The organism is Thiospirochaeta perfilievii (assembly GCF_008329945.1).
GTDB classification, from domain to species: Bacteria; Spirochaetota; Spirochaetia; order DSM-2461; family DSM-2461; genus Thiospirochaeta; species Thiospirochaeta perfilievii.
This window is the reverse complement of record NZ_CP035807.1, coordinates 1,466,882-1,486,356: the sequence shown is the minus strand read 5'-3', so window position 1 is coordinate 1,486,356 and position 19,475 is coordinate 1,466,882. Positions and strand designations below refer to the sequence as shown.

The window sequence follows — 19,475 nt, the reverse complement described above, 5'->3', positions numbered from 1 at the left end:
TAAATAAATCCTATTTTACTGGAACACCTAATTTCTCACAGTTTGCTTCATACATTGGTTGTTGGTAGTCATACATAGCTTGAAGGTTAATATCTTCCTTCTTTTGTTGCCACTCAGCCCAGATATCTTCGAACTCTTTATCTGACTCGGCAATTATTAATAATGGTATGTATTTTCCTTCCATTGTTTGTTGCTTTGTTCCAATTACAGATTCTGGTTCATAACCAGGAATAGTTAAGTTTGAAAATTGTGCAAAACTTGCTGTATATGGTTTAGTCCAGTTAATTAACTCTTTCATTGGAGTTACAGGTTGTGGAGCCCATTTTTTACCTTCAAACATAGGGTTATCCATTAACATCCAGTAAGTCTGTTGTCCACCATACTCTTTATCGTAGGCAGATCTATCGTTAATCATTAAGTCCATAGCCTCTTTAGTTAGTTGATCTTGACCGTCTACTGTTTCCCACTGACCAGGAGCACCTAATGTAAAGTCGTGTTGACCCTCTTCTGACATCCAGTAACTTAAGAATCTAATAGCTCTTGCTGGATCTTCACAGTTTTTAGAAATTAATGTAACTGTCCAACCTGAAATACCACCACCTTCTAATACAGGATCGTCCATTTTAGCGTTAGCTGGTCCATCTACAGCAATATAGATACTGTTTGGATCTCTTTGGTATAATGACATCTGCTGGTTAGCCATATCTGTGTGTTGGTATAACATTGAGAAGTATCTACCCTGCTCTTGTTTCTCTTCGATTTGTGGTCTCTGATCAATAAAAATATCTGGTGATAAAAGACCCATTTCATTTGCTTCTCTAAATGTTTTTAACCATCTTTTATACTCAGGGTGAGAAGTTCTATCATATAATTTCCCATCAATTTGTTGAGGAATATTTAGGAAGTTTTGTAGGTATTTCTCAAAAGAGTTATTACCTTGCTCATTAAACGGTTCACCAGCAAAAGGAATTAGAGGGTTACCATTAACTTCAGGGAACATCTCTTTAGCTCTTTTTAAAGTATCTAAGAATCCTTCTGGAGTTCTCATAGAAGGGCTACCTAACGCTTCATACATATCTTTTCTTACTATAAATACAGAGTTTGATGGAATTTCAAACTTATCGTAGTCACTTGGAGTATAAGATGCATTTGGATAACCATAAATGTGACCATCCTCTTTAGTGTACCAACCTAAACGTGCTGGGTTTGCAACTTTAAAAAAGTATGGATCATATTTTTCTGCTAATTCGTCAAGAGGATAAACCATCTCACCATCGATCATATCAGTAATCTGCGCTTCCCACCAACCTAAAGTTATAATATCTGGTAGTTGGTCTCCGGCAATTAAAGTATTTAATTTCTCTGCTTCAGAACCTGCAGGTACTACAAAGTTAATATCAACACCTGTTTTTTCTGTAATATATCTAGATGTTGGGTCATCTCCCCATTGATTTGGGAACCATGAGAAGTGTAAATACCAGTCAAAAGTAATTGGACTAGTATCCACCTGCCAACCAGCTTGGTCTGCAGTTAGATTCGTTGCAGCAGTTGATGATTTTTCACCATTACCATTTGCAAACATTGATGTAGCTAACATTAGGAACATCAAAACAGAAGTTAATCTTAAAAATAGTTGTTTCATAAAAATCTCCTTTTTATATATATAAATCCTTACGGAATTATTAACCTTTTACTGACCCTACAGTCATTCCTTGAACAAAGTACTTTTGTAAAAATGGGTAAACACAAACAATTGGAAAGGTAACAACAATCATAGTAGCCAACCTTAAAGATGTACTATTTACAGCATTTGACCTTACAGCTGCTGGAGTTGCACTCATCTGAGTATTTACACTTCCACTAGTAATTATTCTATAAAGATATGTCTGAATAGGCTCTAAGTCCCTATTGTTTACATAAATTACACCCATGAAAAAGTCGTTCCAGTGCCATACACCATGGAATAGTGATATTGTTGCTAAAACTGGACCTGATAGAGGTAAAATTATTCGAGTAAATATTATTCCCTCATGGGCTCCGTCTATATATGCTGACTCCTCTAGACTCTCTGGTATAGATCTAAAAAATGAGGTAAAGATAATCAAGTTGAAGAAGTTAAACATTGTAGGAATGATATATACCCAAAACGTATCCAGAAGACCTAGGTTTTTAAGGTTAATAAAACCTGGGATTAAACCACCGTTAAAGAACATTGTAAATGTACCTAGAGCTAGGTATATGTTTCTTCCAATTAGATGTTTTTTAGACCATGCATATGCTGTCATCGCTGTAAACAGTATTGCTGTAACAGTACCTATAACTGTTCTTAAAACAGATATTGTAAAGGCTTGGATTATAACATCTTCCTCAAAAACCTTTTGGAAACTCTCTAAGCTAAACTCCCTGGGCCACCAGTAAATTCCACCTAGGGCCGCATCTGATGCATCGTTAAATGCTAATACAATGGTATACCAAATAGGGTACAGAGTAATAAATGCAAGAAATACCATTAAAACTGTATTAACTATAGGAAAAGCTTCTATTTTCTTTTTATATTTATTCATTTTTCTTCCCTTAATATAGTGAATGACCACTGGTTTTTTGTGTAATTTTATTTGCTCCACCTAGTAGAATTAGAGCAACCACAGATTTAAATAGACCAATAGCTTGGGCGTAGGAGTATCTTCCAGCTATCATACCTGTTCTATATACAAACACATCTATAACATCACTTGCAGATTGGTTTAAAGAATTTCTTAATACAAGAATCTGTTCAAAGTTAGTATTAAGCATTCCACTAATAGCTAAGATTAGGAAAATTGATATTGTTGGTGCAATTGAAGGAAGTGTTATATGGATCATTTTATGAAATCTATTACATCCATCAACAGTCGCAGCTTCATATAGTGATGGATTAATACCAGCAATAGCTGCTAGATAAATTATCGCACCCCAACCAAGCTCTTTCCATATATCTGAGAATACAGCAATTCCCCAGAACATATCTGGTTCAGCTAAATAAAATACTGGTTCGCTTATAAAACCCATATTCATTAACAGCTCGTTAATAAAACCTACATCTGATAACCAGTTAACCATTATTCCACCTAATACTGCCCATGATAGAAAGTGGGGAAGGTATGAAACAGTTTGTATAAACCTCTTAAAGCTTATACTCTTTATCTCATTTAGGAATATTGCGAAAATAATAGGTAGTGGGAACCCAATAAATAGACGTAGAAAACTAATACCAAGTGTATTTTTCATAACGTTGCCAAAGTCACCACTAGTAAATAACTCTACAAAGTGTTCAAAGCCAACAAAGGGCTGTCCTATAATAGGTTTTATTATTCTATAGTTTTGGAATGCAATTATTACACCATACATAGGTATGTAGTTAAATATTATCATCCAAACTACTGCAGGAAGAGCCATTAGTAGTAGAAAACGCTGATGATATATTCTCTTGTTAAGAGCTAATTTAGTTTCCATTTCATCTCCTTTTTTTGTTTGCGTAAACATAAGTTAACACGGCTTTATGTTTCCGTAAACATTTATTTTTGAAAAATTGCAAAAAAGATTACTTTATTGACTAATATTAGTGACGCTACTATTATTTAAAAGTGAATAGTCAAGTTTTAGGTCTAATTGAATCTAGTAAGAAGTTATTCATCTCTGATATTGACGCGGCTGAAAAAAGTGCATTAAAAGCTGTTAAGCTATCTAGATCTTTAAACTTAAAACTAGAACTTGCAGAGAGTCTTACTGTTTTAGCCCGAGTTTTAGCAGATAAAGGGTGCATTGATCAGGTTACTAATACTCTTTTTGAGGCCCATGAACTTTTAGAAGAGAGTAGAGATAAATCCCCTTTAATACAGGTATATAGTACACTAGGAAGTTTTTATCTAGGTACTGGAGAGTTGGAATTATCCCTTGAATCATATATGTCCTCGCTAAATTTATCCATAGAATTAAATGAGAAAATTAAAAAACCAAACACTTTAATGGGGATTGGAACAGTATTGGCTTATAAAGGCTCTAATAGTGATGCTTTAGAGTATTATCAAGATGCAAAAGAGGCCGCAGAAGAGAACGGTAATGTTGAGGTAGTTCTAAAATCTTTAAATAATATTGGTTGGGTCTATAACTCTCTAGATATGTTAGAGGAGGCTGAGGGTTATTTAAATCTCTGTATAAAAAAAGCCAAAAATGAGGGTTTAAGAAATATTCTAATGCCAGCTTTAGATGAGTTAGGAATTATCTATAGGAAAAAGAAGTTATATAATAAGGCTATTGAGTGCTGGAAAGAAGCTATTAAAATAGATCAGGAAAGGGGGGTGTCTTATAATAGTACTGCTCCAAATATAAACCTTGCAGACTATTATATCTCTGTTGAAAATTGGTCTGAGGCTCGTAGCTACCTGGATGCAGCCCATGTTATGTGTAATAGAACTAGATCAAGGATTGATCTTATAGAGATCTATAGGTTGGAATCAAAAATATCTGAATCCCAGGGGAATTTCTTTGAGGCATTAAATAATTATAAAAAGTACACAGAGCTAGATAGGGAGATTAGAACTCAGGAGTCTATTAGGGAGTTAAATAGAGTTAAGGTTGATACTTTAACAAAGGGTAGGGATCGGCTAGTTATTTTAGGAAAAATAGGAAGGGAAATAACAGAGAGTCTCGATCTTAGTACTATGTTATCTAGGATTAAAACAAATGCAGCTAAGTTATTTGATTTTTCAATTATTGGAATAGCTAAATACGACTCTAAAACAGGGGATATTTCCTATGAGCTTTTTTTAGAAGATGGGAATATTCTTCCTAATGTATACACAAATAGGAGTGATACAAATAGTGTTGCAGCCTGGGTCGTAAGAAATGAGAAGCCTGTTATAATTTCTAATTATAAAGAAGAGTATCATAAGTATGTAGAGACTGAAAATATTTTAAGTAGTGCTCATTGGAAAATTAATAATAAAACACCTCAATCCGTTCTATATAATCCCCTTAAAATTGAAGATAAAATTATAGGGCTTATAACTGTACAGAGCTATAAGGTAGCAGCCTATCCTGTAGAAGCTGTAGAAGCATTTAATATTTTGTCCTCCTATGCGGCTATTGGATTAAATAACGCACTTCAATCAAATAAAATTACCGAGCAAAATAGAAGGTTATCTATATTAGCCACTTCCGATAGCTTAACAGGAATTAAGAATAGGCGAGCATTTTTTGAATCTATAGAGAAAAGTAGAGCCTGGTCCTTAAGAAATAAAATTCCATTCTCTCTAATATTGCTAGATCTTGATTATTTTAAGAAAATAAATGACTCATATGGTCACCCAGCTGGAGATTTCTGTTTAATTGAGGTTTCAAAAGTATTAAAAGAGTCTATCTATAGAGCTAACGATGATGTGGGTAGAATAGGTGGAGAAGAGTTTGGTGTATTGTTAAATAATACAGATTCAAATGGAGCTTTAATAGTTGCTAATAGGATCCGAGAGAGTATAGCTGCATTAGATTTGAAGTTTAAAGGAATAAATTTTTCTATTACTTCTAGTCTAGGGGTTATTACCGTATATCCAGAAGATGATAAGCTATTATCTGTTAAGCAGATAGTTTCTAATGTGGATAAGGCTCTATATGTAGCTAAAAATAGTGGTCGTAATAGAGTCGAAGAGTACAAATAATAATTTACTGAATTTAAAGTCAAAAAACCTTTATGGAGTTTCTATAAAGAACTTATAAAGGAATACATTTTGAAATATGTTATATATTTTTTGATCTTGCTAGGATTTGGGTGTCAAATAGATCATTCAATAGAGACTAAAAAGAGTGATACCTCTAAGCATTTAGTACTTATCTATATGGATGCAGATAATGATTTAGAAAAAGCTGCAATAGAAGATATAAACGAACTAGAATCCATTGACCTTACAGATAGTGGATTTAAGATAGTTGTTCTACTAGATAGAATAGGTGGTTACGATAAATCAAATGGAGATTGGACAGATACCCGTCTTTTTGAAATTACTTATGACAAAAATGGATTAGATAATAGGATAGTATCAAAGAGACTCTATGGAATGGGGCTTAAGGAAGGTCAAAATGTAGAGCTTAATATGGGAGATCCTAATACTATTAAAACCTTTATCACATTTGTAAAGAGTAGTTATGATTTTAAATACAGCTCCCTTATAATTTGGAATCATGGAGGTGGCTGGCGATCTTTAAGTGTGGATCAAGAGAAGATTTTTAAAAGTATATGTTGGGACTATAGTGATAACTTCGATAACCTTCTGATGGCTGAGTTATCCCAGGGACTTAAAGGAGAGTCTTTTGATCTAATCGGCTTTGATGCCTGTTATATGGGGATGATAGAGGTGGGATATCAACTTAAAGATATAACAGGAATTATTATAGGGTCAGAGGATGAGGAACCAGAAGATGGGTGGGATTATAGAGATATTTTTACCTCGGCTATACTCTTAAATAGTGATCCCCTAAACTTTGCCAATGTAATTGTAGATTCCTATAGAGAAAACTCTTCTCCATATAACTATACATTATCAGCATTTTATACAAAGGATTTTGAGGCTCTTGTCTCAAAGCTAGATAGTTTTATTGCATATTTGCAACATATAGATACCTTTCAAATTCTAGATGCTAGAGGTTTTACTGTTGATTTTAACAATGATACAAATATCGATCTAAGAGATTTTGCATGCCAGTTTACTTCAAGCAGTGAGGCCATTACTTTAATAAATAAGATTGATAGTATTGTTTTTAACAATTGGAGTAACCAGTTTTACAAAAAGTGCGGAGGTCTTGCGATATATTTCCCAGCACCTAATAACTGGGGGGAGCTGTATTATTATAACGATGAAAATATAGACTTTACAAAGGATACAAAATGGGATGAATTTATAAAAAATATCTTACAATAATGTATTATTACTTAAAAATAGATACTTTTTTGTAGCTACAATTATGTTATTCTACTATTTTAGAATTTTTATTTCTGTTGTAAATATTTTTATCTCTTTATCTAGTAATATTTTATACGTTTTTAACAAAGCATTCATAAATGTTGGCATATCTATTGCATTAAATAGTTATACTTACAATGGAGTAATTTATGGAATTTTTTAAAAATAAGAGAGTTGTGTTTTCACTTATCTTAGGGGGGCTTATTATATCTCCTGCAGCAGCTGATACAAATCAGGTTGTTGAAATTGCAATGGGTTTAGATACTGTATGGGTTTTATTAGGAGCATTTTTAGTATTCTTTATGCAGGCTGGTTTTGGTATGGTAGAGGCTGGGTTTATTCGGGCAAAAAACTCTACTAACATTTTGACTAAAAACTTTTTAGACTTTTGTATGGCTTCTATTGGTTTTTTTGTTTTTGGTTATGCCATTATGTTTGGTAAGGGTAACGGCTTTTTAGGTTGGTCTGGTTTTGCTATGGTTGGTGCAGAAAGTGGAGCTGATGTTCCCCTATTTGCATTCTGGTTATTTCAGGCTGCATTTTGTGGAGCTGCTGCAACAATTGTTGCAGGTGGAATGGCTGAGCGAATGAAATTTAAAGCATATTTAGTCTACTCCTTCTTAATTTCAGCTTTTATATATCCAATAGTTGGTCACTGGGTATGGGGTGGCGGTTGGCTATCAGCCCTAAATTTTACAGATTTTGCAGGGTCGGCGGTTGTTCATACTACTGGTGGAGTTGCAGCACTAATTGGTACAATTATATTAAAACCTAGAACAGGGAAATATAGGCCAGATGGTTCTGTTAAAATGATTGCTGGACACAATATTCCATTGGCATCTCTAGGTGTATTTATATTGTGGTTTGGTTGGTTTGGTTTTAATGCAGGATCAACTTTAAGTGTTGGAGATGGTTCTTTAATCTCTTTAGTAGCAATAAATACAAACCTTGCCGCAGCAGCTGGTGGGATTTTAGCAATGATAGTTGTATGGGGTACCACAGGTAAACCTGACTTATCAATGGCTCTAAATGGTGCTTTAGCTGGTTTAGTTGCTGTAACAGCCCCATGCGCATTTATTAGTCCCCTGTCAGCAATAATAATAGGTTCTGTAGGCGGAATCTTAGTAGTATTGGTATCCCTATTATTAGACCGATTAAAAATTGATGATCCTGTAGGAGCCTTCCCTGTTCACGGAGTAAATGGTATTTGGGGAACTTTAGCACTAGGATTATTTGGTCGACAATCATTAGGACTAACATCCGAGGGATTATTTTTTGGTGGAGGCTTCTCCCAATTAGGAGTTCAGGCTTTAGGTGTATTTACAATAGCAACATTTGTAATTGTAGCAATGGGAATAATCTTTTTAATTATTGATAAAACTATTGGTTTAAGAGCATCGGTTGATGAAGAGAACATAGGTCTAGATATTGGTGAGCACGGCTTGGAATCATATTCTGGATTCCAGATAATAGAGTAGGGGGTAGTATGTATTTAATAACAGCAATGATTAAGCCACAGAGGTTTGAAGAAGTAAAGAAGGCACTATTTGATGCAAATATACACAAAATGACAGTCTCTTCTGTTAAAGGTTGTGGGCAACAAAAAGGTTATGAAGAGTCCTTTAGAGGTGTAGTTTCTGAAGTTAATCTACTAAATAAAATGAGGCTAGACATCGCCGTAAATGAGAAGTATAAAGATGCAACTATTGAAGCAATAATCAAAGGTGCTAGGACCGAGACAATTGGGGATGGTAAAATTTTTGTTACAGAACTAAAAGAGTGTATAAGAATAAGAACAGGAGAAGAGGGTGCTGAAGCTATAGGCTGATTCTAAACTTTTTAACTTTAAATAACTCCATTTTTATCTGTTAAGTTATAAATGGAGTTATAATATATCTAAAATCTCCGATACTTAACCTATGTTTAAGTTGTATAACAAACCAAATAGTAAAAAAAAGTACTTTAATATAACAGGTTATACTAAGCTTATTAAATAAACATTAATTACTATATTTAGTTGTAAAAAAATACTGGATTACATTTTTGGATCATATAACTAATGTGGAAATAGTAGATAGATGTGGGGTATAATGGTGTTGAATAGGATAATAATATTACTCTTTATTTCTTTAGCTATCAATTTAAATAGCGTAGATATTGTTAATTATGACTTTCCTAAATTTTCTATATATACAGAGGATTGGAAACCCTATCAGTATATTGATTATGATGGGATTCGTGGAATCTCTGTAGATGTTATGGAACTTATGCTTAAGTATCTAGGAAGTAGTCAAGATAGATATGACTTTGAGTTTTTACCATGGACTAGAGCGTATAATCTAACTATAAATAATAGTGATTCTATACTTTTTTTAATGACACAGACAAGGGAGAGAAAGGATCTATTTAAGTGGGTTGGTCCCTTAAAAACTTATAATAACTACCTCTATGCAAGGAAGGATAGAAATATAGTTATAAACAATAAAAATGATTTATATAAGTATAAGTTTGGTTCTGTTAAGGATGACGCAAGTGAACTCTTTTTATTAAAACTAGGTATCTCCTTGGATAGTATGATTAGGGCTAATGTTGGCTCCGATGTTGTTAAAGTTTTACATAAGGGGCGTATTGATATGTTATTAAGTGAAACATCCTCCTTCTTAAGTGATGTTGAAACTCTTAATCTTAATCATAAAGATTTTGAACCAGTATATTTGGCAAGTACTTCCCAACTATTCTTCGCTTTTAATAAAGATACTCCAGATGAAATAATTAATAGATTCCAAGATGCATATAATACTCTAGAGAGTAGTGGTAAAATTGATCAAATATTTAAATTATATGGGGAGTCTCGATAGGGTAAAGTAGGCAAATCCCCTTTTAAGGTCCTTATAGATATTGTTATCTACATATTCCTTCTCTAATTCAAAGTTTTGATTAAATATTTTTTTAATATCAGACCTATTAAATACCCACTCATCTAGATAAAGGTATGGAAAGTATGATGGTTTAATGGAAAATTCTATCTCTTTAGGTCTCCACCATGCTGCAATTATTAATTTTGTTCCCTCTTTGCTTAACTTTAAAACTGTATTAATATAACTCTCTCTTAAATTAGGGGGGATACTATGAAAACATCCTGAGTCTATAATTATATCAAACTTATCACTAATATGATTAACATCCTGGGTTATATCTAAATGCAAGAACTTTTTATCCCTATTATATGTTTTAATACAGTATTTAATAGCTTCAAATGAGAAATCAATACCCGTATAAGTAATGTGTAACTCATTTAACCTCTCTACAATTTCTGAATTTCTTCCATTCCCACAACCAATATCTAAAACCTTTATTCTGCTGTTTATAGGATAAGAATTTTTAATTATTCTAACAATATTGTGATCCAAACCTGGTATAGCCCATCCTGGGGAGAATTTCTCTTTTTGATATATTTCATCCCAAATAATTTTATCATTAACATCAATCTTCATATCTAATCCTTAACTCATCCTCAATTGTTGGTAGGGGTATAAAATTATCCCCATCTAAAATAGCATAGCTATATTTTAACGCCCACAACTGTAACTCTGTGTTATTAAATTTATCATTATTTATCAAAAGCTTAATCTTTTCTGGGCTTATGAGAGTTTGAATATTTAAATTTGCAACTCCTCTTGTATCTAATAAAATCGTTTCACCATCACCCTTTCTACATATATGTAGTCTTGGCCTATTAAAACTGCGAAACCAACAATTATTCCAGTTATTAATATTCTCTAATAATATTTTAATCTCATTATCATCCTCTTTTGTTTCATAATCATAGTCACAGCTAAAAATTATCCCTATTTTTTTTCTGTCTACCCATTCAGGAAAGACTTTATTGTATGAATCTAAGGGTCTAATATTATAAATACCGTATTGGTTAGGATCTTTAAAATATGGACTAAATTTTAATAGAGTCATATGGAACATCCCAATTGGTGGAATTAGATGGGAAATCAAAGGGATTAATCTATTAATCTCTTTATAATGTGTAATTTTCTCCCCTGGGATACCCCATACAATGTTCCAGTAGAGGTTTATATCGATATCAGTAACATCTCTTAAAAATTTTATGTTCTGTTTAAGATCTGTACCCTTAGACATCTTTTTTAATATTTCAGAGGATAAACTCTCAATACCAGGCTGAATCTCTGTGATCCCTGCCTTTTTTAAAAGTTTTAAATCATTATAACTTAGGCTTACTTTTTGTTCGTAATATATTTTCCAGGCATCATTCCTATTAATTATTTTATCTAGAAGCCCATTTTTATATCTTTGTGGCATAATTAAATCAGCCATGTGTATATAATTAACACCCCACTTTTTCATAGATGTTAACTCTTTTAATACTCGCTCTTCACTCTTTACTCTGTAACAAATTCTCTCAGATGTTCCACAGAATTTACACTGATTTTTCTCCCCCCACCAACACCCTCTACTTGTTTCCATTACTAAATTAATGTTTGATCTACTTTTATTTGGAAGGAATTTGTCTAATGCATCAAAATAGTCTGAATAATCTAAATTGGGTATAAGATCCAGGTCTTCTAGGGGTTTTCCATAAATAATTCTATTACTGTAATACCCATCAACTCTAATTTTATTTAGGAAACTAATAAATGTTAGTTCACTCTCTCCACTAAAAATATAGTTTATAAATTTGTTCCCGGGATCAAGGCTTTTTATTCCATCTGCCCCATCCCCTTCACAATTAAACCCTCCAAAAATAGTTATAACATTAGGCTGTTTTTGTTTTACTTTTTTTAGTATTGATACAGCTGCATTTGTCTGTTCAAAGCTAGATGTAACACCAACTATATCATAGTGGGACTCAAGGAAATTTTCTACAAAACTATCTATCCAATTATAAGCTATCTTTTCATACTCTATTAATCTTGATATTTTAACCTCATCTGTTTTAGGGAAAAACCTAACTGGGTTTTCATCTCTATTGTAAACTGTCGTATAATTATATATCTCTTGGTTTAATAGACTATCTACACTACAACCCCAGGCAGATCTTGCAAAAATTCTCTCTCCTAGAAGAAAGTAGTTCATATTACACAGGGAGTTATACTTTTCACCAATCTGGGAGGCAAAATGAATATTAGCATAAAGTATATCAACTTCAAAACCATTTAACCTACCTAAGGCTTGTAGATTGTGTAGCCCAAGGGATTGAAACTCAATAGGTCCAAAGGGTGGGACTATTAATAGTATCTTCACGGTATTAAATCCAATACTTTTTTACAGTATAGTTCTCTTGTATCTCCAGTATTGTGGTAATCATCAGATGGTCTAAGTTTCCCACTATTCCTGCATATCTTTATATATTTACATGTCTTACAGCTTATGCTTTCTTCCCTAGTTCCTTCTAAATAAGTTTTTGAACTTAAGGTCTCTTTTAGTTTTCCTTTATTATACTTCCCCAAGTATACGTTGGATGAGTGGTTAAATGTAATATTTCCATTTTGAAGAATAACAACTTTTCCTTCTCTGGAAATATCAGGAGATTTAGGAAACCATTTAAGTTTTAACTTCTTAGCCACAACAGTAGCAAGGGAGTTCTCAAGAATCTCTACCTTGTATACTGCAAGGGATAAAAATGCCACCATATTAACAAATTCTATAAACCTAGTCTCTGTTATTTTTAATCCATCGACCTTGTAGTAGTCATTATCTACTCCCCTAAGTTGAATAAATAGTAGGGTTTTAATACCCTTTAGCTCTCTAAAAATATTCTGGGTGAAGTAGGGGAGGCTTTCTAGGTTTTTAGATGTTATTACGGTATAGATATATATATTTAATCCAAACTTAAGGCCTGTTTTTACTCCATTTATTACTTTGTTATAAGATCCAGAACCACGGGTATTATCATGCTCCTTTTTATCCCCATTTATTGTACAGCTTATATGTAGTTTGTCCCCATATTTTTTTAGTCTTTTACATATATCCTGAGTAAATAGATGGCCATTAGAATTTACTAAAATATATTTATAACCTATTTTAAAGGCATAATCTAACAGGTCAAATAGTCTAAGCCATAATAGAGGTTCTCCTCCTGTTATACTCAGTTTAGAATATCCCAGCTCTTTACCCTCATTAAGTGCATCTTCTGCTAATTTGTAACTTATATCAGAGAACTCCCCTCCCTCATGGGCAAAGCAGTTTAAACAGCGTAAATTACACCTTGTTGTAACTTCTAAAGATAACATAGATAAAATATTAGTATACAAATTGTAAGATGTCGATTAAAGAATCTTAATTTTAAAGTTAAGTCATTAGTGTGGTAATTGATTAACAATACCTGTTAGAACTACTTTTCCTTGATTTTAGCTGGATAAATGCACAGTAATGGGAATTTAATTATTCAATAATATTTGACACCAAGAGCCACTAATAATAAGATATTAAATATATACATTTAAAAAGAGGTAACAGTTATGAAAAATTTTATTGATTTTGTTGTAGACTCAGCAAAAGAGAGTACGTTAGCAGAAGAGTTAAAAACTCATATTGAAGGTTCTGATCATAAAACAATATCATCTTGGTTAAGTAGTAAGGGGTATGATGTTCATGAGGACGATGTTAAGAAGATGGTTGATAATAAAGAAGAAATTAAAAACTCTAATTTAGGACTCTTATACTAATAAACATTAAGGAAAGACTTATATGAAAATTAAATTGTCATTTATCTATATCTTGTTATTCATTTCATTTAATTTACAATCACAAGAATTTAAAAAAAATAATATTGATGTAGTATCTTTTAATAACAAAGAAGAGGGAGTAAATCTGAGCCGAAACTGGCTTTTTATTCCAGATGACAATTTAATGTATAAAGATAAAATTAATAATATTAATGATTGGTATAATTGTAATATAGTTGGAGCGTGGTACTTGCAAGTACCAGAAGCTAAAAACTACACAGGGACAGGTTGGTTTAAGTTATATATGGATATTGATCCATCTGTAGCATCGGAGCATCTTGGTCTCTTTTTACCCTTTAGTTATGGAGGATATTCTGTATATTTAAATGGGCAGTTTTTATATGAATCGGAGAATAAGTTTGGTACTAAAGCCGTTTCGGTAGATATTCCTAAAGAGTTGATTAAAGCTGGTGTTAATGATATATCAGTTAGGGTGAAATCCTTTAGTGGTTGGGGTGGTTTTAGTGGAATGCCCCATTTAGGAACCTATAACTTTGTTTATAAGTTCTTTATCTCATTTATTATAAGGAATGTAGGAATCTCCTTTATATCTCTATTTTTATCCCTATTTTTTATATTTCATTATCTTTTTAGAAGGCAAGACACCTTTAATCTGGTTTTTGCAGGGTTATGTTTCTCTGTTGCATTATTTATAATGGGGTTTAACGGCTTATGGTTCTATATATTTAACTATCCATGGGCATATTGGGTATTAACTTTTATTGGTGGTATACTTATGTATCTGCTTCCTATACTTTTCTTCCACGCTTTTTATAATATGAAAATTAGATTAGTAGGAAAAATATTTACTGTTTTTTATCTTTTTTTAGCAGCTTTTGTTTTAATTGAGTTCTTTATTACTGGTCAACTATTTATATTTAATAGATCTCTATATATGTTGTTCCAGTTAAGTTATATTTTAGTGGTAATCTATCTATTTGCCATATCAATAGGAACCTTAAGAAAAAGACTTATGTATTCTAAATTACTATTTCTAAGTATTTTTCTATTAGGACTAACGTTTATATATAGTATGTTGTGTTTTTCTACAATTATATATAAAGATCCTTTAATTGGAGAAGGCTTTTTCTTAATGGCTGCTGTATTCTCTATTGTACTAGCTAAAAGGTTTGCGAATACCCATGAGAATTTAGAGGTTGAGTACGAAAAAAATCTAGATCTTAATCGAACATTGGAAGATCGGGTTTTTGTTAGAACACTAGAGCTTAAAGAGAAAAACAGAATGGTTATGGATAGTATAGAGTATGCGTCAAAAATCCAAAACTCTATGTTACCTAATAAATACACTATGGCTGAGTATCTATCAGATTTTTATACAATATGGAAACCAAAAAATGTTGTAGGAGGGGACTCCTACTGGTTTTATAAGCATGATAAAGGTTTTTTAATTGCAGTTATTGATTGTACTGGTCATGGAGTTCCAGGTGCAATATTGTCAACAACTGCTAATAATGTATTAGAAAGAATTGTTAGCCATATTAATAACTCTGATCCCGCAACAATATTGTATGAACTAAATAGAATTTTAAAAAGAATCTTAAGTCAGGATAACCCTTTTGATATTGCAGATGATGGTTTAGATATTGGGTTATGTTATTATGATATTAATAGTAGTAAGTTAACATTTGCAGGCTCTAAGATACGTTTACATACAGTAGATGCTAATGGAGAGTTGACTGAGTATAAGGGTGATCGACAGGGGATAGGTTACAAAAGATCAAAAATTGATTATAATTATACAAATCATGAGATTAATGTTGATCCATCAACTTCATTTTATATGACTACAGATGGATATTTAGATCAAAATGGTGGCGATCAAGATTTTGGTTTAGGTTGGACAAGATACTTAAACTTAATTAAATCAGGATATAAACTGGATATGGACAAGCAGAAAATTAACTTAGATACATTTTTTGATGATTATCGTGGTTTAGCTGAGCAAAGAGATGATATTACCTTGATTGGATTTAAGATAAAAGAGAAGGCAGAGGTCGATAAGAATGATTGATATTCCATTGGGAAAATCTACTCCAAGAGTTTTATTGGATGATAAAAATAAAAAGTTTATAATAGAAGGGCAGTCATATCCTGAGAATTCCAGTGCTTTTTATGAACCAATTATTAGATGGTTTAACGCTTATTTACAAGAAGATAACCGTGCCCTGGAGTTAATTGTAAAACTATTATACCTTAATACAAGTAGTACAAAAGCAATGTTTTATATCTTTGATTTATTAGATGAAGCTTATAAAAAGGGTCATGATATTAAAATACAGTGGTTATATGATAAGGAAAATGAAATGGCTAGGGATACAGGGGAGGAGCTATTAGAAGATTTAGTACTACCTTACTCTATTGTTGTTTCAGAGTAATAATACTCTGTTTTTATAGAGAAAAATAGTTCTCCAGATGGGGTCTTATCAAAGTGATACTCCATATTATCGGATTTTCTACATAATTCTATTAAGCCTAGACTTGCTCCCTTACTTAAAAAGTTATCATTTTCACTTTTTAACTGTTCCTTAAATAGTTTTTTTAGTTCGCTTTTTGGGTATTTATTTATAGATTCAAGTTTACTTTTTAATATTTTCTCATGGCTAGGGTCTATTGGGTTTCCACTAATAATAAATATTGTACCATCTTTAACCCCTGTTAATATAAAGCCATGACTTAACTGGGTTCCACTCTCACCTGTTATTCTATCTGCAGAGTAGTGGAGTATGTTTTGTGCTTGTTCTATAAAAAGACTAAGAAATTTAGCATTTAGTTTAAGATCTGAATAGTTAGAAATCTTCTCATTCATAACTGAACTAATCTCCTCTATCATCTCTTGTATAAAAGGTCCTTGATAGCTTAGAACTATTCCATCATCATCAAAAATTCTGTAGTACTTGGAAATATCAGATATCTTCATATAAACTCACTCTATTTCTTCCATTAGATTTACTTACATATAGAGCTTCATCTGCACTATGAATGCTCTGTTCTATATATAAGTTGTTGTTGTATAAGCAACCGCCAAGGGAGACAGTAACTTTTATTTTATAATTATTATAGTTAATCTCAATCTTTTCAATGTTTTTTCTAATCTTCTCGGCAACTAGGTATCCACTATCTAAGGTTGTCTCTGGTAGGATAATTAAAAACTCTTCCCCACCCCATCTTGCAATACAGTCGTGGGATCTAAGAGTTGATTTTAATATTGCCGATAACCTTTTTAGAACTCGATCTCCTGTTGCATGGCCATATTTGTCGTTAACAATTTTAAAGTGGTCTATATCCATTAAGAAAATTGTAAATGGTAAATTTTCATTCTGACTTCTTTTTACACAATTTTCTAAACACCTACTAATACCCCTCCTATTTTTAAGACCAGTTAGGGAGTCGGTTGTAGCTAATTTTTTTAGATTCTTTTCTGCAACTAATAGTTGATGAATCTTATCCTCTACCAAGTTATTAGATTCTTTTAGTCTTTTTTGAGTATTGTCAGCCAAATTAATTAATTTTTTAGTCTGTTTTAATATCTTTGCATAACTTTTTGCCAGGTGTTTATACTCTTCAAGGAGGGTTTCATGTTCTATTTCAGATAAATTAATTATCTCTTGGGTGTGGTTTACAATCTCTGTCTCTGTTGAAAATATCCCTGTATCAATGGTCATACAAATATTTTAAGCTCTATTGCCAACTTCGTAAATAAATTTATATATATAAACAATATTTATTTATATATTTAGTAGTGATATACTAAAATTATGGAACTAAAATATAAAAGGGTTATTGAATATCTACTAAATTTGTTTAATACAAACTCCTACGTCTCTGGAAAACAGTTACCCACTGAGTTCGAAATAATGGATGCACTAGGTGTTAGTCGAAATACCGTACGAAAAGCAATTTTGGAAATGGAGAAGAATGATCTAGTAGAGAGAAGACACGGAAGTGGTACTTTTTATACTGGCTTGGATATTAATAAAAAGAGCGGAGGACTTATTGGTTTAGTAAATTTCTCTGATATGGGTTATATCTTTCCTCAAATTATAAAGGGAGTCGAAGATACTTTATACGATTTTGGTTACTCCCTGGTTTTAGCTGGAAGTTGTTATGATATAGAAAGAGAGATCTCATCCTTAAAACTTCTAATAGATCAAAAAGTTGAAGGTCTTATTATTGATCTTTCTAAATATTATACCCTAGGAGAGCAGGCAAGAGTTATGGACTTGGTTAAGTCTTTTAACATTCCTGTTGTTACAACCCATTGGAAGGGCTCTTTAAATAACTTCTCATCTATATCCATTAATGATGAAAAGGGTGGTTTTGACGCAACGAATTACCTTATTAGTAAAGGTCATAAAAATATTGGAATGGTTTATAAAAGTAATACTCAAGCTGGATTATATAGGTTTAGCGGCTATAAAAAGGCTTTAAAAGAAGCGGGAATAGAGTTTAATGAGGATTATGTTGTAAGTTATGACGACTTTGATGACTCTATGGATACATTACACGCCTATAACTGTACAAAGGATCTAATTTCAAAAACTGGGGGAAAGTTAACAGGAATTTTTTATTATACTGATAAGTGCGCAATGGAAGGGTATAAGGCTATCGAGAGCGAAAACCTAACTGTTCCTGATGATATCTCCGTTATTGGTTTTGATAACTACCACTCGTCAGCATTAGTAACCCCTCCATTAACCACTTTTGAACATCCTAAGGCAGAACTAGGTAAGTGGGCTGCCAATGTTCTAATTGATGAAATATCTAAAATTGGTTTACATCAGCCAAAGAGTCTAGTTTTTGAGCCCCTGTTAGTTGAACGAAAAAGTGTTATAAATTTAAAAAAGGATAGATAATTTATATCTATCCTTTCTATTTAACCCTTAACACTTCCCATAGTAATTCCTCTAATTATGTATTTAGATAATAGAAGATATACTATCATTAATGGGACAATTGCAATAAATATAAGCATATAGACCTTTCCTAGGTCAAACTTCATGTAGTCTGCACTTCTTAATTGGGCTATTAAGATTGGAATTGTCTTATTACCCTTAGAATTAATAATAAGTGCAGGCATAAAGTAGTTGTTCCAGGATCCTACAAAACCAAAAATTGCCTGTACAGCTATAGCTGGTTTTAAAATTGGTAGAACTATAGTATTAAAAGTTCTTATCTCTCCAGACCCATCAATTCTCGCTGCCTCTACAATTTCAAAAGGTAGGGAGGATTTCATATATTGTAATATGAAAAAGAATACAATTGGAGCTGCTATTGTAGGAATAATTAGAGGTATAAAGTTATCTAACAGGTTCATCTTCATAATCAGTCTTAAAAAACCAAGAGCTGAAACCTGGGGAGGAACCATCATAACAAGCATTATAAATCTAAAAGCTACTTCCTTACCTTTAAAGCTATACATATGAATCCCGTAGGCTGTTACAGCTGAAAAGTAGACAGAAAGAGAGGCAGTTAAGGTTGAAATTAATACACTATTCCATAGAGCTCTTAAAATTGGAATATTCTTATCTGAAAATAAGTTAATCCAGTTTTGTAAAAAATATTTACTAGGTAAAATTGAGAATCCTTTACTAATATCACTGTGTAATCTTGTGGAGTTTACAATTAGAATAATAAATGGAAATAGTGATAAACAAGTCATAAAAATTAAGACTATATAGGCTATTGTTCGCTCTAATTTTAGCAT

The 19,475-nt window shown here is 32.3% G+C and carries 18 protein-coding genes; 9 read left to right on the top strand and 9 right to left on the bottom strand.

All coding sequences use genetic code 11. From position 1 onward, the window contains the following. Positions 1 to 10: 10 nt before the first annotated feature. From EW093_RS06770 to EW093_RS06760, 3 genes are read right to left on the bottom strand one after another with little or no spacing between them, the layout of a single operon-like run. Positions 11 to 1,642 carry a type 2 periplasmic-binding domain-containing protein gene (locus tag EW093_RS06770; RefSeq protein WP_149567659.1) on the bottom strand — a complete coding sequence of 544 codons (1,632 nt, stop codon included), beginning with the start codon at positions 1,640 to 1,642 and terminating at the stop codon, positions 11 to 13. 40 nt (positions 1,643 to 1,682) lie between these two features. After that, positions 1,683 to 2,564: a carbohydrate ABC transporter permease gene (locus tag EW093_RS06765; protein ID WP_149567658.1), complete on the bottom strand. Its 882-nt coding sequence runs from the start codon at positions 2,562 to 2,564 to the stop codon at positions 1,683 to 1,685. Between the two features lie 10 nt (positions 2,565 to 2,574). Then, on the bottom strand, positions 2,575 to 3,492 hold the full coding sequence (locus tag EW093_RS06760) for an ABC transporter permease (RefSeq protein WP_246745083.1): 918 nt from the start codon (positions 3,490 to 3,492) through the stop codon (positions 2,575 to 2,577). Positions 3,493 to 3,623: 131 nt separating this feature from the next. Here EW093_RS06760 and EW093_RS06755 point away from each other — a divergent pair, with 131 nt between their 5' ends. The 5 genes from EW093_RS06755 to EW093_RS06735 all read left to right on the top strand — a co-directional run bounded on the left by EW093_RS06755 (position 3,624) and on the right by EW093_RS06735 (position 9,850). Then, the gene (locus tag EW093_RS06755) at positions 3,624 to 5,693 is read left to right on the top strand and encodes a sensor domain-containing diguanylate cyclase (RefSeq protein ID WP_149567656.1); all 2,070 of its coding nucleotides are present in this window, start codon (positions 3,624 to 3,626) and stop codon (positions 5,691 to 5,693) included. Positions 5,694 to 5,762: 69 nt separating this feature from the next. After that, positions 5,763 to 6,950 carry a clostripain-related cysteine peptidase gene (locus EW093_RS06750; RefSeq protein WP_149567655.1) on the top strand — a complete coding sequence of 396 codons (1,188 nt, stop codon included), beginning with the start codon at positions 5,763 to 5,765 and terminating at the stop codon, positions 6,948 to 6,950. 191 nt (positions 6,951 to 7,141) lie between these two features. Beyond that, positions 7,142 to 8,470 (top strand): ammonium transporter, encoded by a 1,329-nt coding sequence (locus EW093_RS06745; RefSeq protein ID WP_149567654.1) that lies wholly within the window; start codon positions 7,142 to 7,144, stop codon positions 8,468 to 8,470. A gap of 8 nt (positions 8,471 to 8,478) precedes the next feature. Further along, complete coding sequence (locus tag EW093_RS06740; RefSeq protein ID WP_149567653.1) at positions 8,479 to 8,820, top strand: P-II family nitrogen regulator; 342 nt, start codon at positions 8,479 to 8,481, stop codon at positions 8,818 to 8,820. 268 nt (positions 8,821 to 9,088) lie between these two features. Then, positions 9,089 to 9,850: a substrate-binding periplasmic protein gene (locus EW093_RS06735; RefSeq protein ID WP_187759864.1), complete on the top strand. Its 762-nt coding sequence runs from the start codon at positions 9,089 to 9,091 to the stop codon at positions 9,848 to 9,850. On the opposite strand, the gene EW093_RS06730 is transcribed toward EW093_RS06735, so the two are convergent. Genes EW093_RS06730 through EW093_RS06720 form a run of 3 tightly spaced genes read right to left on the bottom strand, consistent with a single transcriptional unit; the run spans position 9,830 to position 13,255 of the window. Further along, positions 9,830 to 10,486: a class I SAM-dependent methyltransferase gene (locus tag EW093_RS06730; RefSeq protein ID WP_149567651.1), complete on the bottom strand. Its 657-nt coding sequence runs from the start codon at positions 10,484 to 10,486 to the stop codon at positions 9,830 to 9,832. The two genes, EW093_RS06735 and EW093_RS06730, sit on opposite strands and share 21 nt — an antisense overlap. Continuing rightward, positions 10,476 to 12,266: a RiPP maturation radical SAM C-methyltransferase gene (locus tag EW093_RS06725; RefSeq protein ID WP_187759863.1), complete on the bottom strand. Its 1,791-nt coding sequence runs from the start codon at positions 12,264 to 12,266 to the stop codon at positions 10,476 to 10,478. Before EW093_RS06725 ends, EW093_RS06730 begins: the two co-directional genes overlap by 11 nt. Next, positions 12,263 to 13,255: a radical SAM protein gene (locus tag EW093_RS06720; protein ID WP_149567649.1), complete on the bottom strand. Its 993-nt coding sequence runs from the start codon at positions 13,253 to 13,255 to the stop codon at positions 12,263 to 12,265. The genes EW093_RS06725 and EW093_RS06720 overlap by 4 nt, the downstream gene beginning before the upstream one ends. 228 nt (positions 13,256 to 13,483) lie before the next feature. Here EW093_RS06720 and EW093_RS06715 point away from each other — a divergent pair, with 228 nt between their 5' ends. From EW093_RS06715 to EW093_RS06705, 3 genes are read left to right on the top strand one after another with little or no spacing between them, the layout of a single operon-like run. After that, a complete protein-coding gene (locus EW093_RS06715; RefSeq protein WP_149567648.1) occupies positions 13,484 to 13,690 on the top strand; it encodes a hypothetical protein in 207 nt (68 codons plus the stop codon). 22 nt (positions 13,691 to 13,712) lie between these two features. After that, entirely contained in the window at positions 13,713 to 15,782 is a 2,070-nt protein-coding gene (locus tag EW093_RS06710; protein ID WP_149567647.1) for a SpoIIE family protein phosphatase, read from the top strand. Continuing rightward, a complete protein-coding gene (locus tag EW093_RS06705; RefSeq protein ID WP_149567646.1) occupies positions 15,775 to 16,146 on the top strand; it encodes a DUF1987 domain-containing protein in 372 nt (123 codons plus the stop codon). Before EW093_RS06710 ends, EW093_RS06705 begins: the two co-directional genes overlap by 8 nt. On the opposite strand, the gene EW093_RS06700 is transcribed toward EW093_RS06705, so the two are convergent. Together EW093_RS06700 and EW093_RS06695 are read right to left on the bottom strand one after the other, a co-directional pair. Beyond that, on the bottom strand, positions 16,122 to 16,688 hold the full coding sequence (locus EW093_RS06700) for a SiaB family protein kinase (protein ID WP_149567645.1): 567 nt from the start codon (positions 16,686 to 16,688) through the stop codon (positions 16,122 to 16,124). The genes EW093_RS06705 and EW093_RS06700 overlap by 25 nt on opposite strands. Further along, on the bottom strand, positions 16,675 to 17,433 hold the full coding sequence (locus EW093_RS06695) for a GGDEF domain-containing protein (RefSeq protein ID WP_149567644.1): 759 nt from the start codon (positions 17,431 to 17,433) through the stop codon (positions 16,675 to 16,677). The genes EW093_RS06700 and EW093_RS06695 overlap by 14 nt, the downstream gene beginning before the upstream one ends. Positions 17,434 to 17,526: 93 nt before the next feature. On the opposite strand from EW093_RS06695, the gene EW093_RS06690 reads away from it, so the two are divergent. Next, positions 17,527 to 18,624 carry a GntR family transcriptional regulator gene (locus EW093_RS06690; RefSeq protein WP_149567643.1) on the top strand — a complete coding sequence of 366 codons (1,098 nt, stop codon included), beginning with the start codon at positions 17,527 to 17,529 and terminating at the stop codon, positions 18,622 to 18,624. A gap of 20 nt (positions 18,625 to 18,644) precedes the next feature. Here the strand turns inward: EW093_RS06690 and EW093_RS06685 are convergent, their stop codons facing one another. After that, a complete protein-coding gene (locus EW093_RS06685) occupies positions 18,645 to 19,475 on the bottom strand; it encodes a carbohydrate ABC transporter permease (protein WP_246745082.1) in 831 nt (276 codons plus the stop codon).